Here is a 24,673-nt window from a genome sequence, read left to right on the forward strand (position 1 = left end):
TCGCGTTTGGCGGCGTCTGTGCTTTATGTGTTTGAAGATCAAAAGCAACGGCAACGGCAACGGCAACGGCAACGGCAATAGCAACGGCAATAGCAAGAGCGACGGCTTCCCGGCTGAAGCCGGTCCTACAGATGCGCGCGGTCTGTTAGTGGGACTGGCTTTAGCCGGGAAGGGGCCGGTTCATTCGCCATCAATTTCGCGGCGTTTACCGATCGACAATTCTGCGGTGTGTCCCATGACCCCTACCGATCGTTCCCACGCTCCGCGTGGTAATGCCGCCTCGGACGCTCTGCGTCCTGCACAAGATGTGCTTCGGGCCACCTATCCGACGCGGAGCGTGGGAACGATCAACAATGTATGCACAGCGCTGCTGTTAGTGGGACTGGCTTTAGCCGGGAAGAGGCCAACCCAGGCGCCATCAATCTTGCGGCGTGCGCACCGACCCTTTCCCGGCTAAAGCCGGTCCGACTTGGGGCAACCCGCATTTGCCCTGCTTTTGATCTTCCTGCGCAAAATTCCAGACACCGCCACACTAGGAGCAGGCACTTTTGGTTACTTTTAGTTGGTCCGGCTCCCGGCTTTTTAAAAGTAACTCGCCGAAGGCGAAACAATCTGCCCCTAGGCAGATGCACCTGATCTTGATCTTGATCTCGATCTAAACCCAACTCCAAACCGCATTCCCGGCACCTCAATAAACCGGTGAGCCAACATCGAAACCACCACAACCGCGACCACCACCAACAGCATCAACAAGTTGTCATTCAACGCACTGCCCGTACTCAGATACCGCACCAACGACCCCGGTGTCTCGCCCGGCCGGTCCACCAGCAATGGATACCCGCCGAACTTCGCCGCCACCGTCAGCCCGGTCGCGATCACGAAAATCACCGCCGCGTGGGTCAGATAAATCGACAGCCACAGCCTGCCCAGTGCCGGAAATACCCGCACCTGCAACAGCCGCGACACGATCCCCGCTTCCCAGGCGAAAACCAGAATCGCCAGGCAAAACAGCACCGCGAGCTCAATCGTCAACGGTGCTTCGCCTTCCACCATCACCCAGATGATCGCCACCAGCACACCCAGTTCAAGCACGCTGGCCAACACCCGGCCCGGTGCGACGTCCCGCAGCCGCGCGTACAACCGATACGTCACCGTGCCCGCAAAAAAACAGGCCGCGCCCCACAGCACGTAGCGGGTGAGCAGATCGGAATCCGCAAACAAGCCGATAAACGCCAGCGCACCCAGCGCCGTGAAGATCAGTCGCGCCATGCGCGGCACGGCATAGCAAACCACGCCGAAAACTAGCCACAGGTAAAACACCACACTGACCCACCACGACGGATAGTTGAACGACAGCGCGTTGAACCCCGGCCACCACGCCTGGATCAACAGCACGTTGGGCAGGATTTCACCGGGCGCCCGATCACCGCTGAACGCCGGGAAATTCAACAGCAGGCCGTAGCGTTCCATCACCAGTTTCAGCCCTTCGAACGCGATGAAAAACAGCAGCACAGCCAGGTGCAAGGGCATGACGCGATACATCCGGCCGAGCATGAAGTCGCCAAGTTGACGCGGTGTACTCAGCGTGCCGACGTAGCGCCGGTAAATCAGAAAACCGCTCAGTGCAAAAAAGAAACCGGCGAACTGGCTGGCGTTACGGAAAAAGGACAGCTCGGTAATGCTTCGCTCGATGTGCGAATGGTGAACGATCAGCGTCAGTGCGCAGAGTCCGCGCAGGCTGTCGAGCACAGGGAATCGTTTCATCCTACGGATCCTTCAACAGACGAGATAAGCGTGCGGGCACGCGGGCGGGACCGGCAAGAGCAGGGCAGGGAGTAACAGGGCAGGGCGCCGAGGAAAGTTACCACCTTCAGCACGGGGGCTGATGAGCAGGTGGAGCCGACTGGGAGGCTGAAGCGAGACGCTCAAAAACATCACTTGGGCATCGCCAAAAACATGCTGCCGGCCGCGCGCTGCAGTATGCCTCAGCCGCGTATCGAGTAGGTACAGGCGTTTGGCGGGCACCCCCAGATAAAAAACATCAATTCCCGATATATGGGACGCTAAGTTATATATTGAGATATCCGGCACATCCGGTTTATAGTCGGCTCCGCATTCACTCATTAATAACAATCAGGTGAAGCCATGCAGGCGCAATTGATCGCGCTCGACTGGGGCACGACGTCCCTTCGCGCGTACCGACTCGGCGAACACGGCCGGGTTCTGGAACAACGTTCGCTTGGCGCGGGCATCATGCAACTGCCAACGACCCCCCGCACCATCCTCGGTCAGCCGATCACCGACGGGTTCGAACTGGCTTTCGATGAGGCGTGCGGCGACTGGCTGGATGCCGAACCGACATTGCCGGTGATCGCCTGTGGCATGGTTGGCAGCGCTCAAGGCTGGCGTGAAGCGACCTATCAGCAGACGCCAGCCAGCGTCGCGGCGCTCAGCTCTGCATTGGTCACGGTGCGCAGCGTGCGCGGCGTTGACGTGCACATCATCCCCGGCGTGTTGCAGCGCTCCGAGCTGCCCAACGTGATGCGCGGCGAAGAAACCCAGGTCCTCGGCATTCTCGACTCGCTGCCCGCCAGTGAGGCCACCAAGCCGTTTTTGATAGGCCTGCCCGGTAGTCACTCGAAATGGGTGAGGGCGGTGGCCGGCCGCATCGAGCACTTCGACACGTTTATGACCGGCGAGGTCTTCGCCGCGCTGTCCAGCCACACGATCCTGGGCCGCACTATGCAGCGCAGCGACGCCTTCGATGCCGAGGCCTTTGACCGTGGCGTGGCGGTTTCCCGTTCGGCCAGCGGTGCGGCAGGCCCGCTGTCGACCATTTTCAGTTGCCGGACTCTCGGCCTGACCGGCGTGTTGTCCGGCGCCGCCCAGTCCGATTACCTGTCGGGTCTTCTGATCGGTCACGAAATTTTTGCGCTGACGCAATTGCTCGGTCAGACGCAGGCGCCGCTGCCTGCGGTGATTCTGATCGGCAGCGATGCGCTGATTGCGCGTTACCAGCGAGCCCTCGACGCCAACGGCTTCCCCCAGGTAACCCTGGCGGAGCAGGCCACCGAGCGCGGTCTCTGGCAAGTGGCCGTTCAGGCCGGACTCATCTCATCCTCCTCTTCGGCCGCTGGCCGGCCCCTTCACCCAGAGAACTGACATGCTCAAGCAAGCCCTCGTGCAAAACGGTCTGGTCGCGATCCTGCGCGGCCTGCGCCCCGAAGAAGCGCCGGCGATTGGCGACGTCCTGTACACCGCTGGTTTCCGCGTGATCGAAGTCCCGCTCAACTCGCCCCAGCCGTACGACAGCATCCGCCTGCTGCGTCAAAGCCTGCCCGCCGATTGCCTGATCGGTGCAGGCACGGTGCTGACGCCCGAGCAAGTGCGCCAGGTCAAGGAAGCAGGCGGGCAGGTCATCGTCATGCCTCACAGCGATCCAAAAGTGTTGCGCGCCGCCAAGGCGGAGGGCTTGTTTCTGTCCCCGGGCGTGGCCACGCCGACCGAAGCCTTCGCCGCGCTGGCTGAGGGTGCCGACGTATTGAAGATGTTCCCCGCTGAGCAAATGGGCCCGGCGGTGGTCAAGGCATGGCTCGCGGTGTTGCCGGCCGGCACCGCGCTGATCCCGGTCGGTGGCATCACCCCGGACAATATGAAAGTGTTCCTCGACGCCGGTGTTTCCGGTTTCGGCCTGGGCTCCGGGTTGTTCAAGCCCGGGATGAGCGCCGACGACGTCGCCAAAAGCGCCAAGGCCTACGTGGCCGCCTGGCACCAGCACAAGCCTTCAACTCACCCGTGACCCATTGGCTCGCCGGACCCTCAACCCCGGCTGTTTGAACACGCGCGTCATCGAGCCTGTGTTTTTGAATAAGAGAGACAAGACATGAAAATCACCAAACTCACGACTTACATCGTCCCGCCGCGCTGGTGCTTCCTGAAGGTGGAAACGGACCAGGGCGTTACCGGCTGGGGCGAGCCCGTGGTAGAAGGCCGTGCGCACACGGTCGCCGCTGCGGTCGAAGAATTGTCCGATTACCTGATCGGCAAGGACCCTCGCAACATCGAAGACATCTGGACCGTGCTCTATCGCGGCGGCTTCTACCGTGGCGGCGCTGTCCACATGAGCGCCCTGGCCGGTATCGACCAGGCGCTGTGGGACATCAAGGGCAAGGCGCTGGGCGTGTCGGTCAGCGACCTGCTCGGCGGCCAGGTGCGCGACAAGATTCGGGTCTATTCGTGGATCGGCGGCGACCGTCCGGCGGACACCGCTCGTGCAGCAAAAGAAGCGGTGGAACGCGGCTTCACCGCTGTGAAAATGAACGGCACCGAAGAGCTGCAATTCCTCGACACTTTTGACAAGGTCGATCTGGCGCTGGCCAACGTCGCCGCCGTGCGAGATGCCGTAGGGCCGAACGTGGGCATTGGCGTCGACTTCCACGGTCGCGTGCACAAGCCGATGGCCAAAGTGCTGATGAAAGAGCTGGACCCGTACAAGTTGATGTTCATCGAAGAACCGGTGCTCAGCGAGAATTACGAAGCACTCAAGGAGCTGGCGCCGTTGACCAGCACCCCGATTGCGCTGGGCGAGCGGCTGTTCTCCCGTTGGGATTTCAAGCGGGTGCTCAGCGAAGGCTACGTCGACATCATCCAGCCTGATGCCTCCCACGCAGGCGGTATCACCGAAACCCGCAAGATCGCCAACATGGCCGAAGCCTATGACGTGGCGCTGGCGTTGCACTGCCCTCTGGGGCCGATTGCGCTGGCCGCCTGTCTGCAACTGGACGCCGCCTGCTACAACGCGTTCATCCAGGAGCAGAGCCTGGGGATTCACTACAACGAGAGCAACGATCTGCTTGATTACATCAAGAACCCCGAAGTCTTCGACTACGACAAAGGCATGGTGAAGATTCCCAACGGGCCGGGGCTGGGCATCGAGATCAACGAGGAATACGTCAAAGAGCGCGCCGCCATCGGCCACCGCTGGCGCAACCCGATCTGGCGCCACGCCGACGGCAGTTTTGCCGAGTGGTGATCAGGCCCTGCTGACTTAGGGGCGGTTCTGTAGGCGCTGGCCTGCTGGCGGACGTGGTGGGTCAGGCGCTGCGTGGGTGAATGATCGATTGCGTTCGTCCGAACGCGGCCCGCAGCAAGCCGGCTCCTACAAGGCGGTGTTCAGGCCCCTGCGCCGCGCCGGTTGCCCCACACCCGCAACACTAAAACTCCAGACCTCAGATAACCATAAAAAGAGGCACTTCTCATGCGCACACAGACTGTTCCCGAGGCGCGGGCGATCACCGCCACGCCGACCCGCAAACGCTTTTTCATCATGGTGTTGCTGTTCATCACGGTGGTGATCAACTACCTCGACCGCAGCAACCTCTCCATCGCCGCGCCCGCACTGACCAGCGAGCTGGGCATCGACCCGGTGCATGTCGGGCTGATCTTCTCCGCGTTCGGCTGGACCTACGCCGCCATGCAGCTGCCCGGCGGCTGGCTGGTGGACCGCGTGCCGCCGCGCATCCTCTACACCGTGGCGCTGGCGCTATGGTCCATCGCCACCATCTTCCTCGGCTTCGTCGGCAGCTTCATCGGCCTTTTCGTGCTGCGCATGGCAGTGGGTGCGCTGGAGGCTCCGGCCTACCCCATCAACAGCCGCGTCGTCACCGCCTGGTTCCCGGAAAAGGAGCGGGCCACCGCGGTAGGCTTCTACACCTCAGGCCAATTCGTCGGTTTGGCGTTTCTGACGCCGGTGCTCGCCTGGCTGCAAACGCGCTACGGCTGGCACATGGTGTTCGTGGCCACCGGCGGCGTCGGCGTGCTGTGGGCGGCGATCTGGTACATGGTCTATCGCGAGCCGCGTGACTTCAAAGGCATCAATCAGGGCGAGATCGACCTGATCAAGGACGGTGGCGGCCTGGTCGACATGCAGACCGATGCGTCGAAACACAAAAGCGGGTTCAGCTGGCAGGACCTCGGCATCGTGCTGACCAAGCGCAAGTTGTGGGGCATTTACCTGGGTCAGTTCTGCCTGAACTCGACGTTGTGGTTCTTCCTTACCTGGTTCCCGACTTACCTCGTCAAATACCGGGGCATGGACTTCATCAAGTCGGGTTTATTGGCGTCCCTGCCATTCCTCGCAGCGTTCGTCGGCGTGCTGTGCTCGGGGTTCTTCTCCGACTGGCTGATCCGTCGCGGCCACACGGTGGGTTTTGCCCGTAAAACGCCGATCATCGCCGGCTTGCTGATCTCTACTTCGATCATCGGCGCCAACTACGTGGATTCGACACCACTGGTGATCGCGTTCCTGGCCTTGGCGTTTTTCGGCAATGGCCTGGCCTCGATCACTTGGTCGCTGGTATCGACCCTTGCTCCGGCGCGGTTGTTGGGACTGACCGGCGGCACGTTCAACCTGATTGGTAACCTGGCGGCGATTGCCACGCCGATCGTGATTGGCTTCCTCGCGTCGGGGGACTCGTTCGCGCCGGCAATCACCTACATCGCCGTTCTGGCGTTGCTTGGGGCGTTGTCTTACATCCTGCTGGTGGGCAAGGTCGAACGTATCGAGTTGTAATCGCCCTGCACACGTTCCGCACAAGTGCTGCATGCGTTCTGCGCACATTCTGCGCAGTCCTCATGCTCCGCTGGCAGGCTTCAAGGCCGGCGACGATAATGTCGCCGGTTTTCTGATTCGATAAGGCGCGCCATGCAAGATGTTCCCGACACCGCCGTGACTGGCAAAGACCCTGCACCCACCGGTACGCAAACCTTGATCCGTGGCCTGGGCGTGGTCCAGGCAGTCGCCGGTGGCGCCCGCGACCTCAAGGAAATCGCCCGGCTGATTGGCACCACCCGCAGCACGACCCATCGGCTTGCCAGTTGCCTGGTCGAGGAGCGTTACCTGCGGGTTTTGCCGCAAGTGGGCTATTTGCTAGGCCCCAAGCTGATCGAGCTGGGCTTTCAGGCCCGCGAAGAAGTGCCGCTGCTGGTAGTGGCCAAACCTTTCCTCGATGAGTTGTCGGCGCAAACCGGTGACACCGTGCACTTGGCCATGCGTGATGGTGACGAGGTGTTGTACCTGCACAAAAATCCGGGACGCAACGGCCCTGAAATGCGTTCGCGGGTGGGCCATCGCATGCCGCTGGCCCGCACCGGGATCGGCAAGGCGTTGATGCTGGACGACCCGGAAAGCGAGTGGCAGCGGTTGTACGAAATCAGCGTGCCGACCACCGGCAAAAATCCGCTGTGGCCGGTGCATGAAGAGCAGACGTGGCAGCAGGTGCAAGCGCGCATGCACGAATACGTAAAAGGCGGCTATGCGTTCGATCTGGAGGACAACGAACCGTCGATCCGCTGCGTGGCGGCGCCTGTGCGTGACGCGAGCAAACACATCGTCGCCGGGATCAGCATCGCCAGCACCGTGCCCTATATGCCACTGGAAAAAATGGCCGAGCTGGTGCCATTGATCAAGGACGCGGCGGCGCGCTTGTCGGCAGAGCTAGGGGGTTAACAAGCCCGTGCCTGGCAGGAGTCGCTGGCGGGCTAAACATCCGGGAAACCTGGCGCAGCCATACCCTTTTGGGCGCCTGCACAGCCCGGTTTGCTGACCAGATCGAGAAATCGGCTCGAAAGCGCACCAACAATCCTGGAGACCCGCGGTCATAGCTCTTCAGGGGCCAATGGCCGATCGGCCGAGGCAAACGCGATTTGGGGTGAAATGTCATGGTGAGTAGAAAAAAAACAGGCTCCACACCGCTGCAGCTGCTTGAGGAAATCACCACCCTTTTGATGGAGCATTTTGAGCAAGCCTGCGGCCGGGCGCTCGCGGATGCAGAAAAGATGCTTTCCAGGCTCGAAAAGAAGCGGACCAAACTGGAGACGAAGCTTGGCAAGAAGCGAAGCCGGCTCGACACCACGCCAGTCGGGAAGCGCAAAAAGCAGGCAAAACTACGGGCCACTATCAAGGCGCTGCAGGCAAAATTGTTTGAAGCGCAAGGCCGGACCGAGCACACCCGGCAGTACATCCGGGACTTCAAGCACGACGTCCAGATGAGCCTGGCGTTGCTACAGGGCGTAGGGCAGGTGCATGAAGAAGCCAGCAAAATGCTGCGCCAGCGCGAACTCGGCGCAGATAGCCCACCATCTTCGCAAACGGAAGTGACCGCCACGTCTGCATCGAAGCCTTCGCCCTCGAACCTGCGCGCTGCGAAGCAGGCGACGGCACTGAAGGCCATCGCTAATGCTGTCGTCGCCAAGCCCACGGTGACGGTAGTCAAGGGACGAAAGCATGCGCCCAGCGACGTTGCACCCTTGGCCCATGGGATCGCCGAGGCCAGTGCTGCACCCGAGCCGGATGAGGCGCCTCATGCTGAGTCGGCGCTCCAGCCGGAGTGGCTTGAGCGCTCGCTGTAGTTTGTTGCCGTTCGCCCCGCATTGCGCGGGGCGACGCCTCCATCAGGCCTTCAACGTGGCCATATCAATCACGAAGCGGTATTTCACGTCGCCAGCGATCATACGGCTGTAGGCCTCGTTGATGTGCTGGATGTCGAGCATCTCGATGTCACACGTGATGCCGTGCTCGGCACAGAAATCCAGCACTTCCTGAGTCTCGGCAATGCCGCCGATCAGCGAGCCCGCCAGCACGCGGCGCTTCATCACCAGATTGGCCGCATGCAGCGCCGGGTCCACCGGTTCGATCAGGCCCACTAGAATGTGCACGCCGTCAAAGCGCAGGGTTTCCAGGTAGGGGTTCAAATCGTGCTGCACCGGAATGGTGTCCAGCAGGAAGTCGAACTGGCCGGCGGCGGCTTTCATCTGCGCCGCGTCGGTAGAGACGATCACGTGGTCCGCGCCCTGACGTCGGCCTTCCTCGGCTTTGCTTGCAGAGCGGGTGAACAGGGTCACTTCGGCGCCCATGGCCTTGGCGAACTTGATGCCCATGTGGCCCAGGCCGCCCATGCCCAGAATACCGACCTTGTCACCGGCCTTGACGCCGTAATGCTTGAGCGGCGAGTAAGTGGTGATGCCCGCACAGAGGATCGGCGCGGCAGCGGCCAGGTCGAGCTTTTCCGGGATACGAACAACGAAGTGCTCGCTGACCACGATGCTGTTGGAGTAGCCGCCCATGGTGTTGCTGCCGTCGACGCGGTCCGGCGTGGCGTACGTCATGGTCGGGCCTTCGAGGCAATACTGCTCAAGGTCCTGAGCGCAGGCTTCGCAATGGCGGCAGGAGTCGACCATACAGCCGACCCCGACCAGATCCCCCACCTTGTGTTTGCTGACGTTGGCACCGACTTCGGTGACCTTGCCGACGATCTCGTGGCCGGGCATCAGCGGGTACACGGCGATGCCCCATTCATTGCGCGCTTGATGGATGTCGGAATGGCAGACACCGCAGTACAGAATTTCGATGGCCACGTCGTCTGGCCGAGGGCTGCGACGGCTGAACGTCATGGGGGCGAGGGGGGCGGTGGCTGACTGGGCGGCGTAACCGATGGCTGTGTACATGGAGCACCTCATAAACGATGACGGTTGAGGCGGTGCATTTTCCTCAGCCACGCCTTTGTCGGCCATGACCATTCCTACGTGTGTCATGCCTGATCCTCCAGATATTGGGCTTTGCATGTGGCGGTGTGGTGCTGATCTGCGATGATGGCGCTGTCAAATCCTCCGCATGGCTGCCTATGACTCCTGTTTCTCACTCCGAGGCCAACGCCGAATTGGTTTCGCTCATCAAACCGTTGGCCTTACGTCCGGGCTTTGTCGACACGCGCGTGCCCGGCGTGCAAGCCATGTCCTGGGATTACTACGTGGCCAGCAGCCCGCAGATCTACGAGCCGAGCCTGGTGATCATCGCGCAAGGCAGCAAGCTCGCGCGCCTTGGTCCGCGCACGCTGGAATACGGCGCGGGGCACTATCTGGTGCAGGCGTTATCGGTGCCGTTCATGTGCGAAACTTTCGCCACGACACAAGCACCCATGTATGGCGTAGCGGTGTCGATTGATCGCGCGCTGCTGGGTGAACTGGTGCAAGCCATGGGCGAGGCGCCGCACGTCAAGGTCAAGGCGCAGACGCCGGAGTCCATGACCTCCGCCGAGCTGGACGCACCGATGCGCGAAAGTGTCGAGCGACTGTTGCGCTGCCTGCACGATCCGCTCGACGCCCAGGTGCTGGGTCAGGCCAGGGTCCGGGAAGTGGTGTATGCCGCTTTGCGCGGTCCGCAAGCCGGGGTGTTGCGGGCACTGGTCGAGCAGACGGGGCACTTCGCGCGTATCGCCGCTTCGCTGCAGCACCTGCGCGATCACTACGATCAGGCGTTAAGCGTCAATGACCTGGCCCGCTGTGCCAACATGAGTGCCTCGACGTTTCATGAGCACTTCAAGCGCAGCACCTTGCTCTCGCCTGTCCAGTACCTCAAACGCCTGCGTTTGCTCAAGGCACAACAGATGCTCATCGGTGAAGGCATGGGCGTCGCGCAGGTGGCGCACAAGGTCGGCTACCAGAGCACCTCGCAATTCAGCCGCGAGTACAAGCGCTACTTTGAGCGCAATCCGGGGGAAGAGGGTGAAAGGCTGAAGATATCAGCGTGAGAAACAAGGCTGGGGCTAAAGGGCTTCCCGGCTAAAGCCGGTCCCACGGTCATGGTCACCGCCAGTTGCTTTGGATGCATGCGACCTCTTTGTGGGACCGGCTTCAGCCGGGAAGAGGCCAGCGTGTGCAACATCAATTGTGCGATGTGGCCGCTGACGCCTTCCCGGCCAGAGCCGGTCCTACTCACAATCCATTACATGTTCGGGTAGGTCGGGCCGCCTGCGCCTTCCGGTGCTACCCAGGTGATGTTCTGCGAAGGATCCTTGATGTCGCAGGTCTTGCAATGGACGCAGTTCTGCGCGTTGATCTGGAAGCGCTTGGCGCCGTCTTCCTGAGTCACCACCTCATACACACCCGCGGGGCAATAACGCTGAGCGGGCTCATCGTATTTGGGCAGGTTGACGCTGATCGGGATGCTCGGGTCCTTGAGCTTGAGGTGGCACGGCTGCTCTTCTTCGTGATTGGTGCCGGAGATGAACACCGAGCTCAGCTTGTCGAAACTCAACTTGCCGTCCGGTTTCGGGTAGTCGATCTTTTTGGAGTCGGCTGCCAGTTTCATGCATGCGTAGTCCGGCTTGTTATCGCGCAGCGTGAAGGGAATCTTGCCGCCAAACAGGTTTTGGTCAATCACGTTGAAGGCGCCGCCGAGTATCGCCCCGTACTTGTGCACGGCAGCCCCGAAGTTGCGGCTGGCGAACAGTTCTTCATGCAGCCAGCTGGCCTTGAAGCCTTCAACGTAGCCGTTCAGCATGTCGCCGCCGGCGTTGCCTGCGAAGAGCGCATCGGCCACGGCCTCGGCGGCCAGCATGCCGGACTTCATCGCCGTGTGGCTGCCTTTGATCTTGGCGAAGTTGAGCGTGCCCAGATCGCACCCGATCAGCGCGCCGCCCGGGAATACCATCTTCGGCAGTGCGTTCAGGCCGCCTTTGCAGATGGCCCTTGCGCCGTAGCTGATGCGCTTGCCGCCTTCCAGGTACTGCTTGAGGACCGGGTGATGCTTGAGGCGCTGGAACTCGTCAAACGGTGACAGATAGGGGTTGGCGTAAGACAGGTCAACGATCAGGCCGACCACGACCTGATTGTTTTCCAGGTGATACAGAAAGGAGCCGCCGGTGTTTTCGGTGCCCATGATATCCAGCGGCCAGCCGGCGGTGTGCACCACCAGGCCTGGCTGATGTTTGGCCGGATCGACTTCCCAGATTTCCTTGAGGCCAATGCCGTAATGCTGCGCGTCGGCTTCGCTGTCGAGCTTGAAACGGTTGATCAGTTGCTTGCCGATGTGGCCACGGCAGCCTTCGGCGAACAGCGTGTACTTGCCGCGCAGTTCCATGCCGGGCGTGTACAGGCCCTCCTTAGGGTTGCCTTCGCGGTCAACACCCAGGTCGCCGGTGAGAATGCCGCGAACCACGCCGTTGTCGTCGATCAGCGCTTCCTGAGCAGCGAAGCCGGGATAGATTTCGACGCCCAGGTTCTCGGCCTGCTGAGCGAGCCAGCGGCAAAGATTGCCCAGGGAGATGATGTAGTTGCCTTCGTTGTGCATGGTTTTGGGCACAAACATACCCGGCACCTTCTGGCTGGCATCTGCGCCCGTCAGCACATAGATGTCGTCGCCTTTGACTGGGGTGTTCAACGGCGCGCCAAGGGCTTTCCAGTCAGGGAAGAGTTCGTCGAGGGCACGGGGTTCGAACACAGCACCCGACAGAATGTGGGCGCCGACTTCAGAGCCTTTTTCCACCACGCACACGCTGATTTCCTGCCCGGCGTAAGCGGCTTTCTGTTTCAGGCGGCAAGCGGCTGACAGCCCGGCGGGCCCGGCTCCGACGATGACGACGTCGAATTCCATGTATTCGCGTTCCACAGGCTATCTCCTACTCAAGGCTCAACGGCATATTTTTTTATAAGGCAGCTGGACCGACACGCGGAAGGTCGTTATCCGGGTGTCATCCCTAAAGGCGCGCATTATATCTACACCACCTCACAGGTCCAATACAAACGTTTGTTTGAATCGGCTGAAACCCTGATAAATCATAGCGAGGCGGCTTGCGACTGGCGTTTATGTCGTATTGACCCGACTACCCGATGCGGTCAAGATACGGGCGGTTTTGCGCTCACGCCCGGTTGCGTATGCACCTGGTCAATCAGCCCAAAGCGTCGTTACCAGAACACCCGTGAAAGCGCCGTCACCACGGTTCTTCGCCCACTTAAACTGCCGCCCGCCAGCGCGCCGCAGTTTACACGGGCGATGTGAGTCTGGCTTGGATTGCCGCTGAGCTGCGGCCGCTTTTGCTGACATCGGCATTCGGCAACCGTGAATACGTTGTTTTCACAGGTGTTCTTTACACTGACGTGTACCCATCGCCGGGCATGGCCCGGCGATTTCTTTTCACCGGAGAGTAACGAGGAATCCATGAAGGTTCTTGTAGCTGTCAAACGAGTGGTCGACTACAACGTCAAGGTTCGCGTCAAAGCGGACAACTCCGGCGTCGATCTCGCAAACGTCAAAATGTCGATGAACCCCTTCTGCGAAATCGCCGTGGAAGAGGCCGTTCGCCTGAAAGAGAAAGGCGTTGCGACCGAGATCGTCGTTGTGTCCATCGGCCCGACCACTGCTCAGGAGCAGTTGCGTACCGCCCTTGCACTGGGTGCCGATCGCGCCATCCTCGTGGAATCCGCTGACGAACTGACGTCCCTGGCGGTTGCCAAGCTGCTCAAGGCTGTCGTTGATAAAGAACAGCCGCAGCTGGTTATTCTCGGCAAGCAGGCCATCGACAGCGACAACAACCAGACGGGTCAGATGCTGGCGGCCCTCAGTGGTTACGCCCAGGGCACCTTTGCTTCGAAAGTCGAGGTGTCCGGTGACAGCGTTAACGTGACCCGTGAAATCGACGCCGGCGCGCAAACCGTTTCCCTGAAACTGCCGGCTATCGTTACCACTGACCTGCGTCTGAACGAGCCGCGCTACGCATCGCTGCCGAACATCATGAAGGCCAAGAAGAAGCCGCTGGAAGTACTGACGCCTGACGCGTTGGGTGTTTCCACTTCGTCGACCAACAAGACCCTCAAAGTCGAAGCCCCGGCTGCCCGCAGCGCTGGCATCAAGGTCAAATCGGTCGCTGAACTGGTTGATAAACTGAAAAATGAAGCGAAGGTGATCTGATGACGACCCTGGTTATCGCTGAGCACGAAAACGGCGCAATCGCTCCCGCCACCCTGAATACCGTTGCCGCCGCCGCCAAGATCGGTGGTGACATTCATGTTCTGGTTGCAGGCCTGAACGCGGCCGCTGTTGCTGACGCAGCGTCGAAGATCTCAGGCGTGTCCAAGGTCCTGCTGGCCGACAACGCTGCCTACGAACACCAACTGCCTGAAAACGTCGCCCCGCTGGTGGTCGAGCTGGCCTCCGGCTACAGCCACGTTTTGGCGGCTGCCACGTCCAACGGCAAGAACATCCTGCCGCGTGTTGCCGCGCAGCTGGATGTCGACCAGATCTCCGAAATCATCTCCGTCGAAAGCGCTGACACGTTCAAGCGCCCGATCTACGCCGGCAACGCCATTGCGACCGTTCAGTCGTCGGCAGCCGTGAAGGTCATCACCGTGCGTGCCACAGGCTTCGACGCAGTCGCAGCCGAGGGCGGTTCCGCTGCGGTTGAAGCAGTTGGCGCAGCCCATGATGCGGGCAAGTCGTCCTTCGTCAGTGAAGAACTGGCCAAGTCCGATCGTCCCGAGCTGACGGCTGCCAAGATTGTCGTGTCCGGCGGACGCGGCATGCAGAACGGTGACAACTTCAAGCACCTGTACACGCTGGCGGACAAGCTGGGCGCGGCGGTTGGCGCTTCCCGCGCTGCCGTGGACGCAGGCTTTGTGCCGAACGACATGCAGGTCGGCCAGACCGGCAAGATCGTCGCGCCGCAGCTGTACATCGCGGTCGGCATCTCGGGCGCGATCCAGCACCTGGCAGGCATGAAAGACTCCAAGGTGATCGTCGCGATCAACAAGGATGAAGAAGCACCGATCTTCCAGGTCGCTGATTACGGCCTGGTAGCCGATCTGTTCGAAGCAATCCCTGAGTTGGAGAAGCTGGTCTAATCCACTTCCCTGACTTATAAAGAGACCCGCCCGCAAGGGCTGCCCCAAGCGTTGGTGATGTCAGCCGACAGACCATGCTTGATGCAGCCAGCGCCGGCGGGTTTTTTTATGGGCAAAAAAAGGAGTCTTCATGTCGTTGCGGACGCGGGCGCTGTCTTCACTGCTGGGCGCAGTTTTGTTGCTGCCGTCGCTGGCCTGGTCTGGCGGAAAGTGCGACCGGTTGATTGTTACCGGCAGCCCGGATGCGCCGCCGTATCTCTGGCGCGATCCTCAGGACCCCAAGCACCTTATGGGCGCGAATGCCGACTTGCTCAAGGAGGTTGCGCAGCAGATTGGCGTCAAGGTCGAGCTTTTATACGCCGGCAAGCGCAGTCAGGCCATTGAGGAAGTGCGCACGGGGCGCATGGATCTTCTTGCTGACATCCCTTTGAACGCCGCAGAGCTGGAATCCCTCGATTTCATTCATCCGCCCATCGCTCAGAATGAGATCATGGTCTGGACACGTGTGGGCCACGATCAGCCGTTCAACTCGCCGACCGATCTTCAGGGGCATCCTGGCGCGATGTCCGAAAAAACCCGAGTGACTGCCGCATTCGAAGAGGCGGTCAAATCGCGTCTGTCGCTGGAGAAGCAGGCGAGTCTGCCCCTGGCCTTTCAAAAACTGGGCGCCGGGCAAGTCGAGTTTGTCCTCGCCGGCCGCTATGCCGGCATGGCGGTCACGCAGGCACTCAACATCGCCAACGACGTACAGACTCAACCCGTTCCGCTCGACCGCCCCGGGTTTTATCTTGCGCTGTCGTTCAACTCCGCCTGCAACGATCCATGGCTGCGCGGACAGCTGGCGAAAAAAATGACAGAATTGGCGGCTTCCGGGCGCTCCAGTGAGGCGGTCACGCGCAATCTGGACCTGTGGAAAATTCAGCTGCAGCAGTCCGGCAGCGCCATCCATCAGTAGGGATATGTTTTGAGCTTTGTTTTGAGAATTCAGCCCGTAGTTGCCGCCGTGCTATTCGCCGCCCTGGTCGGCTGCGCCAACGATCCTGCGCCAACCGAGCAGTTGAAGCTGACCCAGCAGGCGGTGGCGCAAGCCCAGGCCGTGGGCGCAACCGATGAAGAACCGGATCTCGTCAACGCGCAGACCCAGCTGACCCAGGCGCGCGCGGACATGGCGGACCAGTCCTACAAGGCGGCACGCATGCATGCCGAGCAGGCCGAGCTGGACGCGCGGCTGGCAGAGGCGCGGGTATTGACACAGAAAAGTGAAGCGCAGGTGGCGCAGGTCAATGCTCGTCTCGAGCGCCTGCGCAAGCAGCTGGGGGCCGGCCAATGAACGCCGTATCACGAAGCCTCGGTTTCGGCCTGTTGCTGGCGAGTGCCGGTCTGGCTGGCTGTGCTGGCCACCAGGGCAGCGATCAGGCGCTGCAAGGTGCCGTTGCCGATTACCAGAAGGTCAAGGAAGACACCAACGTGCTGCGCAGCGCGCCGAAAGACGTGATTCGCGCTGGCGAGTTGCTGGGGCGGGCAGAGCGCCTGTCGAGTTACATCGGCAGCGCGGATGACGTCACCCATTACGCGTATCTGAGCAGTCGTTACAGTGCGATCGCCCGGGAGCACAGCAAGCTGCTGCTCAATCAGGAGAAGCTGGCGCGTCTGGAACTGGAGCGTCAGCGCCTGCAACTGGCGTTGCGTGAAGCGAAACTGGCCGGTGCCCAACAACAAGGCCAGTGGGCGGAGGATCAGGTCGTCAGCCTGTCCACCCAGCAGAATGAACGCGGGCTGGTAATGACCCTGGGCGACATGCTCTTCGACACAGGTCGCGCCGAACTGAAAAGCTCGGCCAACCGCACCGTGCTCAAGGTCGTGCAGTTCCTCCAGTTCAATCCCAGGCGCGTCGTGCGCATCGAAGGCTATACCGACAGCACGGGCGACGGGCAGGAAAACCTCACGCTGTCCAAAGATCGGGCGCAGGCGGTCGCCGACGTGCTGTCCGATCTGGGGATCGAGGAAGAGCGCATCCAGGTTGAGGGCTACGGAGACCAGTATCCGGTAGACGTGAACACCTCGGAGCGTGGGCGTGCGCAGAATCGTCGCGTCGAGATCGTGTTCTCGGATGACAAGGGTCGCCTCAGCGCGCCACGTTGAGAGTATGGCGGCACCAGCCTGGGCTCCCCATGCGTCAGGAGTTTAGGTCGCTCTGGAGAAGGGGTCCCCGGCCGCGCTCTTTGCAGGAGCCGGCTTGCTGGCGAACGCATTTGATCAGACGCCATAGAGAGCGAGTGATCTACCGATTCGCCAGCAAGCCGGCTCCTGCAGAATCCAGCCAGGCATTCAATCTCGTTATTCAAACACCACGCCCTCTAGCCGGAACGGGAACTGTCACCGTACACTTCCCAACTGTTCCGGTGATCTACGCTTTGATTGCCGCTACGCATGATCAAAGAATGGGATCGAGGGACGCGAATGACCAGTCTGTTGCTCTACCAGCGCATTGCCCAACAGCTGGCCGAAGACATCCGCCGAGGTGTCTATCAGCCCGGCGAGCGCGTGCCCTCGGTGCGCAAGATGAGCTCGCAGCTCAACGTCAGTCACGCCACAGTTCTTCAGGCCTATGCCAATCTCGAAGATCAGGGGTTGATTCGTGCGCGTCCGCAGTCCGGCTACTACGTGCATCAGACGCCGGCACTGACGGCGGCCACCCCGGACATCGCCCGTGTCGAGCGCCCTGGTCTGGTGACGCGCGCCAGCATCATTCAGCAGGTGCTGGTCGAAGCGCGGCGCGAAGGGGTGTTCGCGTTCGGCGCTGCTGTTCCGCATATCGACTACCTGCCATTGCGGGCCTTGCACCAGCAACTGGCTAAAGTGACGCGCTTTCAAAGCCCGCGTGCCTTCAACTACATGTTCAGCCCCGGCTTCGAGCCCCTTCGTCGCCAGGTGGCCATCCGCATGCGTGACGCTGGCGTCGTGGTGGACCCGTCCGAGGTCGTGATCACCCATGGCTGCGTCGATGCGCTGCAAATGTCATTGCGTGTGCTGACCAGCCCCGGCGACCTGATCGCCGCCGAATCCCCCACCTACTACGGCCTGTTGCAATTGGCCGACCTGCTGGGCCTGAAAGTCATCGAGATCCCCAGCGACCCTAACACCGGAATCAGCCTGGAGGCGCTTCAACTGGCGGCGAATCAATGGTCCATCAAGGCCTTGGTGATGACGTCGCGATTGAGCAATCCCCTGGGCAGCACCATGCCCGAAGAGCGGCAAAAACATTTATTGCGTCTTGCCTCGGATTTTGACATCCAGATCATCGAGGACGACATCTACGGCGAGTTGATGTACGAGCAGAACAAGACCAAGGCGCTGAAGGCGTTCGACCGTCTGGGGCACGTCATCTACTGCTCAAGTTTCTCCAAGACCTTATCGCCGGGCGTGCGAATCGGCTGGATGATCGCCGGCAAGTACCAGGCGGAAATTCAGCGTCTGCAAACGTTCAGTACCCATTCGGCGTGCAGCGTGACGCAGATGGCGGTCGCATCCTACCTCGAGAACGGCGGGTACGACCGGCACCTGCGCTTTATTCGGCAGGAGCACCGCAAGAACCTCAGTGCGTTCCAGTTAGCTGTGCAGCAGATGTTTCCTGAAGGCACGCAGATCAGCCGCCCTGCGGGCGGGTTCATTCTCTGGATCAGCCTGCCGGGCCGGGTGAATACTCAGGAGCTGCATGTGCGCGCGCTTGAGCAGGGCATCAGCATCGCGCCGGGGTTGATATTCAGCAACACGGAGCAATTCAATCACTGCATACGCCTCAATTGTGGGCTGCCGTGGAATCGCGAGGCGGAAAGGGCGTTAATGACAGTGGGTATGCTGGCTAAGCAGTTATGCCAGGATGCGGGCCAATCCTGGTGAACTCAAGAGAGCGGCCGCTTTCCATACTATGAAGGGCGGCAGACAGGTGACTTGTCAGCCTCCGTGCAAAGAGCCAGCATATGGCTCATGTCTTGAATACAGTCGTCCAGTCTATGAAATCACTGCGCTGTTTTAGTGTGATGTTGGTGGTGTTGCTGAGTGCCTGTGACGCTGACAAGGCGCCGGCTCCGCCAGCGAAGGTCAGCAACTCGGCCGCCCCGGCTGCTTCGGCCCCGGCTGCGAGCGCTACGGGTGACGTCGCTGATGGACAGAAATCTGCGCCGTCCGCTGCATCCGCTGTGTCTACGGGCGAACCGTTGCCTATCGGCAAGCCGGCGGTGGAGGGGCAGGCGGTCCACGAACTGGCGCCCAACATCCCTGCGGTCCCGGTTGTCGCCTCCGGGAAGCCGTCTGGAAAGTCCAGTGAGACACCGATCGCTGGCGGCAAGGCCGCGGCGAGCTCCGTGCCTTCCGATGCTAAATCGGCCAAGGTTAAAGCGGATAATGCCGAGGTGGCTCGGCGCGCTCCGGTCGCGAATAAGTCCAAGGCGGCTTCCCAGGTCGTCAAAGAGACCCGTTTAAATAAGGTGCCGCTTGATCTCAGCTTGCCTCCCGAGATGGTCAAGCAGTTGACCCCGCCGGCCAACGTGATCACCTCTGCGTCGAAGACCAAACCCCTGCCAGCCGGTGCCAAGCCGCTGCTGCCGAAGATGTTCCCCGATGCCAACGCCGACCCTGACTTCCAGATGCAAGGTCGGCTGCTGAGCAACGAAATGGACCTGCAATTGCGCAATGAAGCGCGCAAGGACGTGGAAGGTGCAGCGCTGGATTTCACATTTAAAAAATGATGAAAGCCTGAAGCTGTCGGAGTGCCGGATTTTCAAACGTGTGTTTTAGCGCGTAAGATCCGGCCATCGTCTTAACTGTCCAGACAGGGTCTCTTATGGAATGCCGTCCAGGCTGCGGCGCGTGCTGCATCGCGCCGTCCATTACCTCACCTATTCCCGGCATGCCCAACGGCAAACCTGCGGGCGTGCGCTGCCTGCATCTTTCGATTGACATGCTCTGTGGCATCTTCGGCCAGCCGGGCAGGCCGGCCGTGTGTGGTCAGTTTGCGGCAGAGCCCGACGTATGTGGCGCCGGCCCCGAGGACGCAATCCGTCTGATCGGCTGGTGGGAAAAGATGACGTCGGTGGCTTGAAACGCGGCCGGTCATGACTGAACTTCAACAATAAGGAATAATTTATGAGTTCGCTGTACCGCATCGCTTTCGGGTTGGGACTGACTGTATGGGTGGCAGCGTCCGCGCAGGCCGAGGAATGGAAGGTCGCCAAGAACGAGGAGGGCATCAAAGTCTCCCTCAGTGAAGTCCCTGGGTCACAGTACAAGGCCTATCAGGGCGTGACGACTATCAAGGCAGGCATCGGCAAGCTAAGAGCGTTGCAGGAAGACGTAGTTGCTGCGTGCGCATGGATTCACGAGTGCAAGCTGCAAAAAATCCTCAAGCACGAGGGCGACAAGACCTGGACTTACTCGCAGTTCAATACGCCGTGGCCGGTGACTCCCAGGGATTCAGTGTTGAAGGTCACCACCGTAGAAGGCACGGATGGCAGTGTCACGCGCAAGCTCGAGGCCGATCCCAAGTACATCCCGGAGGAAAAGGGCTTCGTGCGGGTTGCTCAGGTTGATGGGTTCTGGAAGTTCGTGCCCAAAGGCGACAATTTGACCGAGGTGACCTACCAAGTGCACACCGAGCCGGGTGGCAGCGTGCCGTCCTGGCTGGCGAACAAGTTCGTGGTAGATGCGCCGTTCAACACCCTTAAAGCCCTGAAAGACCGAGCGGAGAAGAACTGATCGGCTTGTTTACGCCCTGACGCGACAAAACAAGGCTGCCCGAAGGCAGCCTTTTTTGTGTCTTGCAGGTGCCGCCGAGTTACTTGCGCTCGGCCAGCGGAACGATGTCGCGCGACACTTCACCGGTGTACAGCTGGCGCGGACGACCGATTTTGTAAGGGCTCGACAGCATTTCCTTCCAGTGCGAAATCCAGCCAACGGTGCGTGCCAGGGCGAAGATCACCGTGAACATGCTGGTCGGGATCCCGATCGCCTTGAGGATGATGCCCGAGTAGAAATCGACGTTCGGGTACAGCGAACGTTCGATGAAGTACGGGTCGGTCAGGGCAATCTCTTCCAGGCGCATGGCCAGTTCGAGCTGAGGATCGTTGGTGATGCCGAGTTCGCGCAGGACTTCGTCGCACGTCTGCTTCATCACGGTGGCACGCGGGTCGCGGTTCTTGTAGACGCGGTGACCGAAGCCCATGAGCTTGAACGGATCGTTCTTGTCCTTGGCCTTGGCGATGTAGGTGTCGATGTTGGACACATCGCCGATCTCGTCGAGCATGGTCAGCACGGCTTCGTTCGCACCGCCGTGGGCAGGGCCCCAGAGTGCGGCAATGCCGGCAGCAATACAGGCGAACGGGTTGGCGCCCGAGGAGCCCGCCATGCGCACGGTGGAGGTAGAGGCGTTTTGTTCGTGGTCGGCGTGGAGGATGAAAATCCGGTCCATGGCCTTGGCCAGCGTCGGGCTGATCGGTTTGATCTCGCACGGCGTGTTGAACATCATGTGCAGGAAGTTTTCCGCGTAGCTCAGGTCATTGCGCGGGTACATCATGGGCTGGCCCATGGAGTACTTGTAAACCATCGCTGCCAGGGTCGGCATCTTGGCGACCAGACGGATCGCCGAGATCTCGCGATGCTGTGGATTATTGATGTCCAGCGAGTCGTGGTAGAACGCCGACAGGGCGCCGACCACACCGCACATGACGGCCATCGGGTGGGCGTCGCGGCGGAAACCGTTGAAGAAGGTCTTGAGTTGCTCGTGCACCATGGTGTGATTCTTCACGGTGACGACGAATTCGGCTTTTTGCTCGGCGGTTGGCAGTTCGCCGTTAAGCAGCAGGTAGCAGGTTTCCAGGTAGTCCGATTGCTCTGCCAACTGTTCGATCGGGTAGCCGCGGTGCAGGAGAATGCCATTGTCACCGTCGATGTAGGTGATCTTCGATTCGCAAGAGGCGGTGGACATGAAGCCCGGGTCGAATGTGAAGCGTCCGGTGGCAGTCAGGCCGCGTACGTCGATGACATCGGGACCAACGGTGCCGGTCAGAATGGGCAGCTCGACGGGGGCTGCGCCCTCGATGATCAACTGCGCTTTTTTATCAGCCATGTGGCCTCCTAATTATGCTTCAAATCATCAGACAGACCCCCCACGCAGGGCCCGCATCACTATAGTGAGATAAATTCTAAAGTCAATTTGCCAAAAGTCTTGTAGCAGAGGGCTTTAAGGCACAGTTTTCGTCGAAATTAGGGGCCATTTACGCCAATTATCCAGCTAAAGCAATCCACCCTTGGGGTAGGGTCTGCGCGTTGTCATTAGTTGGCTAACTGTCTATACTCGGCGTCCGACCGCCAGGGGCTTTCAGGCCCGATTCACTGGGGTTGGTCACTTCCTGGGTAGTGGGTACCTGACCAGTGCACTTCCCAACAACTTGCCCTGAGTGTTAGGGCTCTTCAGTGTGAAAAAAAGCCGTGAAAAGCCAACGACCTGTAAACCTAGACCTAAGGACCATCAAACTCCCTATCACTGCTTACACGTCCATCCTTCATCGTATTTCCGGTGTCATCCTCTTCGTCGGCATTGCAATCATGCTGTACGGACTGGACTTGTCGCTCGATTCCGAGGAAGGCTTCGCGACGGTGAAAGCGGGACTGACCAGTCCGCTGGCCAAGTTTGTGATATGGGCTCTTCTGTCCGCACTGCTGTATCACCTGGTGGCGGGCGTCCGTCACCTGATCATGGACACGGGCATCGGCGAGACGCTGGAAGGCGGCAAGCGGGGCTCTAAAATCGTTATCGCCGTGTCTGTGGTGGTGATCGTTCTGGCAGGAGTGTGGATATGGTAACCAACGTCACAAACCTTTCTCGTTCGGGCCTGTACGACTGGATGGCGCAGCGCGTCTCTGCCGTCGTACTCGCGGCTTATTTCATCTTCCTGATCGGGTACCTGATCGCGCACCCTGGCCTTGATTTCGCCACGTGGCACGCTCTGTTCTCCCATAACGGAATGCGCATCTTCAGTCTGCTGGCTCTGGTTGCCCTCGCGGCCCACACATGGGTCGGCATGTGGACCATCGCGACCGACTACCTGACGCCGATGGCGCTGGGCAAGTCCGCGACAGCGGTGCGTTTCCTGTTCCAGGCTGTGTGCGGCATTGCGATGTTCGCTTACTTCGTCTGGGGTGTGCAGATTCTTTGGGGTATCTGATTCATGGCTAACATTAATTCGCTTTCATTCGACGCCATCATCATTGGCGGCGGTGGTGCCGGCATGCGTGCCGCACTGCAACTGGCTCAGGGCGGCCACAAGACCGCTGTGGTCACCAAGGTCTTCCCGACCCGCTCTCACACCGTTTCCGCTCAGGGTGGCATCACCTGCGCAATCGCTTCTGCCGATCCAAACGATGACTGGCGCTGGCACATGTACGACACCGTCAAGGGCTCCGACTACATCGGCGACCAGGACGCGATCGAGTACATGTGTTCCGTGGGTCCCGAGGCAGTGTTCGAGCTCGAGCACATGGGTCTGCCGTTCTCGCGTACCGAGCAGGGCCGCATCTACCAGCGTCCGTTCGGTGGCCAGTCGAAGGACTTCGGCAAGGGCGGTCAGGCTGCACGTACCTGCGCCGCAGCCGACCGTACCGGTCACGCGCTGCTGCACACCCTGTACCAGGCCAACCTGAAGGCCGGCACTGTATTCCTCAACGAGTACTACGCGGTGGATCTGGTCAAAAACCAGGACGGCGCATTCGTCGGCATTATCGCTATCTGCATCGAAACCGGTGAAACCTCCTACATCCGCGCCAACGCGACTGTATTGGCCACTGGCGGCGCCGGGCGTATCTACTCGTCCACCACCAATGCCCTGATCAACACCGGCGACGGCGTTGGCATGGCTTTGCGTGCAGGTGTACCGGTTCAGGACATCGAAATGTGGCAGTTCCACCCGACCGGCATCGCCGGCGCAGGTGTACTGGTCACCGAAGGTTGCCGTGGTGAAGGCGGTTACCTGATCAACAAGCACGGCGAGCGTTTCATGGAGCGTTACGCTCCGAACGCCAAGGACCTTGCCGGTCGTGACGTTGTGGCTCGCTCCATGGTCAAAGAGATCATTGCCGGCAACGGCTGTGGCCCGGATGGCGATCACGTGATGCTCAAGCTTGATCACCTGGGTGAGGAAGTGCTGCACAGCCGTCTCCCGGGCATCATGGAATTGTCCAAGACCTTCGCTCACGTCGACCCGGCCGTCGCGCCAATTCCTGTCGTACCGACTTGCCACTACATGATGGGCGGCGTGGCCACCAACATTCATGGTCAGGCCATCACCCAGGACGCCGCCGGCGTTGATGCAATCATCCCTGGCCTGTTCGCGGTCGGCGAGGTTGCCTGCGTTTCGGTTCACGGTGCCAACCGTCTGGGCGGCAACTCGCTGCTCGATCTGGTGGTGTTCGGTCGTGCTGCCGGTCTGCACCTGGAGCAGGCGCTCAACGAAGGCATTGACTACCGTCGCGCCTCGGAAACCGACATCGACGTCGCCCTGGCTCGCCTCAGCGGCCTGAACGAACGCACCACCGGTGAAGACGTTGCGACCCTGCGCAAAGAACTGCAGAGCTGCATGCAGAACTACTTCGGCGTGTTCCGTACCGGCGAATACATGCAGAAGGGTATTGCCCAGCTGGCGACCCTGCGCGAGCGCATCGCCAACGTCAAAATCAACGACAAGAGCCAGGCATTCAACACTGCCCGGATCGAAGCGCTGGAGCTGCAGAACCTGCTGGAAGTCGCTGAAGCAACGGCGATCGCCGCAGAGCATCGCAAGGAGTCCCGTGGCGCTCACGCCCGTGAAGACTTCGAAGATCGCGACGACGAGAACTGGCTGTGCCACACCCTGTACTTCCCGGGTGACAAGCGCGTAGCCAAGCGTGCCGTGAACTTCTCGCCGAAAACTGTTCCGACTTTTGAACCTAAGATTCGGACTTATTAAGG

Annotated in this window: 24 protein-coding genes; 19 read left to right on the forward strand and 5 right to left on the reverse strand. The window is 60.5% G+C overall.

From position 1 onward, the window contains the following. Positions 1-618: 618 nt before the first annotated feature. A complete protein-coding gene (locus LT42_RS01625) occupies positions 619-1,764 on the reverse strand; it encodes an acyltransferase family protein (RefSeq protein ID WP_037009351.1) in 1,146 nt (381 codons plus the stop codon). 381 nt (positions 1,765-2,145) lie between these two features. On the opposite strand from LT42_RS01625, the gene LT42_RS01630 reads away from it, so the two are divergent. From LT42_RS01630 to LT42_RS01655, 6 genes are all read left to right on the forward strand, one after another. Further along, a complete protein-coding gene (locus LT42_RS01630) occupies positions 2,146-3,162 on the forward strand; it encodes a 2-dehydro-3-deoxygalactonokinase (protein ID WP_037009353.1) in 1,017 nt (338 codons plus the stop codon). Between the two features lies 1 nt (position 3,163). After that, a complete protein-coding gene (locus tag LT42_RS01635) occupies positions 3,164-3,799 on the forward strand; it encodes a 2-dehydro-3-deoxy-6-phosphogalactonate aldolase (RefSeq protein WP_037009355.1) in 636 nt (211 codons plus the stop codon). Between the two features lie 84 nt (positions 3,800-3,883). Beyond that, positions 3,884-5,032 carry a galactonate dehydratase gene (gene dgoD / locus LT42_RS01640; protein ID WP_037009357.1) on the forward strand — a complete coding sequence of 383 codons (1,149 nt, stop codon included), beginning with the start codon at positions 3,884-3,886 and terminating at the stop codon, positions 5,030-5,032. A 225-nt stretch (positions 5,033-5,257) separates the two neighbouring features. Further along, complete coding sequence (locus LT42_RS01645) at positions 5,258-6,571, forward strand: MFS transporter (RefSeq protein WP_037009360.1); 1,314 nt, start codon at positions 5,258-5,260, stop codon at positions 6,569-6,571. A gap of 132 nt (positions 6,572-6,703) precedes the next feature. Further along, positions 6,704-7,507 (forward strand): IclR family transcriptional regulator, encoded by an 804-nt coding sequence (locus LT42_RS01650; protein ID WP_037009363.1) that lies wholly within the window; start codon positions 6,704-6,706, stop codon positions 7,505-7,507. A gap of 212 nt (positions 7,508-7,719) precedes the next feature. Continuing rightward, on the forward strand, positions 7,720-8,409 hold the full coding sequence (locus LT42_RS01655) for an AlgP family protein (protein WP_037009364.1): 690 nt from the start codon (positions 7,720-7,722) through the stop codon (positions 8,407-8,409). Positions 8,410-8,451: 42 nt separating this feature from the next. Here the strand turns inward: LT42_RS01655 and LT42_RS01660 are convergent, their stop codons facing one another. Next, on the reverse strand, positions 8,452-9,504 hold the full coding sequence (locus LT42_RS01660) for an NAD(P)-dependent alcohol dehydrogenase (protein WP_037009366.1): 1,053 nt from the start codon (positions 9,502-9,504) through the stop codon (positions 8,452-8,454). 176 nt (positions 9,505-9,680) lie between these two features. Between LT42_RS01660 and LT42_RS01665 the strand changes: the two genes are divergently transcribed. After that, on the forward strand, positions 9,681-10,586 hold the full coding sequence (locus LT42_RS01665) for an AraC family transcriptional regulator (RefSeq protein ID WP_037012761.1): 906 nt from the start codon (positions 9,681-9,683) through the stop codon (positions 10,584-10,586). 194 nt (positions 10,587-10,780) lie between these two features. Here LT42_RS01665 and LT42_RS01670 read toward each other — a convergent pair whose 3' ends face one another. Both LT42_RS01670 and LT42_RS25575 read right to left on the reverse strand, forming a co-directional pair. Next, entirely contained in the window at positions 10,781-12,445 is a 1,665-nt protein-coding gene (locus LT42_RS01670; RefSeq protein ID WP_037009369.1) for an electron transfer flavoprotein-ubiquinone oxidoreductase, read from the reverse strand. 296 nt (positions 12,446-12,741) lie between these two features. Beyond that, positions 12,742-12,996, reverse strand: a complete 255-nt coding sequence (locus LT42_RS25575; RefSeq protein WP_152597571.1) for a hypothetical protein — start codon at positions 12,994-12,996, stop codon at positions 12,742-12,744. Here LT42_RS25575 and LT42_RS01675 point away from each other — a divergent pair. The 9 genes from LT42_RS01675 to LT42_RS01715 all read left to right on the forward strand — a co-directional run bounded on the left by LT42_RS01675 (position 12,995) and on the right by LT42_RS01715 (position 20,427). After that, entirely contained in the window at positions 12,995-13,744 is a 750-nt protein-coding gene (locus LT42_RS01675) for an electron transfer flavoprotein subunit beta/FixA family protein (protein ID WP_037009371.1), read from the forward strand. The two genes, LT42_RS25575 and LT42_RS01675, sit on opposite strands and share 2 nt — an antisense overlap. Beyond that, positions 13,744-14,673, forward strand: coding sequence for an electron transfer flavoprotein subunit alpha/FixB family protein (locus tag LT42_RS01680; protein ID WP_037009373.1), 930 nt, complete (start codon positions 13,744-13,746; stop codon positions 14,671-14,673). The genes LT42_RS01675 and LT42_RS01680 overlap by 1 nt, the downstream gene beginning before the upstream one ends. Before the next feature lie 130 nt (positions 14,674-14,803). After that, positions 14,804-15,628 (forward strand): substrate-binding periplasmic protein, encoded by an 825-nt coding sequence (locus LT42_RS01685; protein ID WP_152597572.1) that lies wholly within the window; start codon positions 14,804-14,806, stop codon positions 15,626-15,628. 21 nt (positions 15,629-15,649) lie between these two features. Beyond that, positions 15,650-16,003, forward strand: coding sequence for a DUF4398 domain-containing protein (locus LT42_RS01690; RefSeq protein ID WP_037012763.1), 354 nt, complete (start codon positions 15,650-15,652; stop codon positions 16,001-16,003). Continuing rightward, positions 16,000-16,815 (forward strand): OmpA family protein, encoded by an 816-nt coding sequence (locus LT42_RS01695; protein WP_037009375.1) that lies wholly within the window; start codon positions 16,000-16,002, stop codon positions 16,813-16,815. The genes LT42_RS01690 and LT42_RS01695 overlap by 4 nt, the downstream gene beginning before the upstream one ends. A 318-nt stretch (positions 16,816-17,133) precedes the next feature. Beyond that, positions 17,134-18,573, forward strand: coding sequence for an aminotransferase-like domain-containing protein (locus LT42_RS01700; RefSeq protein ID WP_037009378.1), 1,440 nt, complete (start codon positions 17,134-17,136; stop codon positions 18,571-18,573). 317 nt (positions 18,574-18,890) lie between these two features. After that, on the forward strand, positions 18,891-19,421 hold the full coding sequence (locus LT42_RS01705) for a translation initiation factor 2 (RefSeq protein ID WP_152597573.1): 531 nt from the start codon (positions 18,891-18,893) through the stop codon (positions 19,419-19,421). 95 nt (positions 19,422-19,516) lie between these two features. Then, the gene (locus LT42_RS01710) at positions 19,517-19,774 is read left to right on the forward strand and encodes a YkgJ family cysteine cluster protein (protein ID WP_037009381.1); all 258 of its coding nucleotides are present in this window, start codon (positions 19,517-19,519) and stop codon (positions 19,772-19,774) included. A 44-nt stretch (positions 19,775-19,818) separates the two neighbouring features. Beyond that, positions 19,819-20,427 carry an START domain-containing protein gene (locus LT42_RS01715; RefSeq protein ID WP_037009383.1) on the forward strand — a complete coding sequence of 203 codons (609 nt, stop codon included), beginning with the start codon at positions 19,819-19,821 and terminating at the stop codon, positions 20,425-20,427. A 79-nt stretch (positions 20,428-20,506) separates the two neighbouring features. Here the strand turns inward: LT42_RS01715 and gltA are convergent, their stop codons facing one another. Next, positions 20,507-21,796: a citrate synthase gene (gene gltA, locus LT42_RS01720; protein WP_037009384.1), complete on the reverse strand. Its 1,290-nt coding sequence runs from the start codon at positions 21,794-21,796 to the stop codon at positions 20,507-20,509. Between the two features lie 362 nt (positions 21,797-22,158). Here gltA and sdhC point away from each other — a divergent pair, with 362 nt between their 5' ends. Genes sdhC through sdhA form a run of 3 tightly spaced genes read left to right on the forward strand, consistent with a single transcriptional unit; the run spans position 22,159 to position 24,671 of the window. After that, positions 22,159-22,533, forward strand: coding sequence for a succinate dehydrogenase, cytochrome b556 subunit (gene sdhC / locus LT42_RS01725; protein WP_037009385.1), 375 nt, complete (start codon positions 22,159-22,161; stop codon positions 22,531-22,533). Further along, the gene (gene sdhD, locus LT42_RS01730) at positions 22,527-22,895 is read left to right on the forward strand and encodes a succinate dehydrogenase, hydrophobic membrane anchor protein (protein WP_037009386.1); all 369 of its coding nucleotides are present in this window, start codon (positions 22,527-22,529) and stop codon (positions 22,893-22,895) included. Before sdhC ends, sdhD begins: the two co-directional genes overlap by 7 nt. 3 nt (positions 22,896-22,898) lie before the next feature. Next, positions 22,899-24,671, forward strand: coding sequence for a succinate dehydrogenase flavoprotein subunit (gene sdhA / locus LT42_RS01735; protein ID WP_037009388.1), 1,773 nt, complete (start codon positions 22,899-22,901; stop codon positions 24,669-24,671). Positions 24,672-24,673: the final 2 nt, after the last annotated feature.

It is taken from the genome of Pseudomonas lutea (assembly GCF_000759445.1).
In the GTDB taxonomy this organism is placed as follows: domain Bacteria; phylum Pseudomonadota; class Gammaproteobacteria; order Pseudomonadales; family Pseudomonadaceae; genus Aquipseudomonas; species Aquipseudomonas lutea.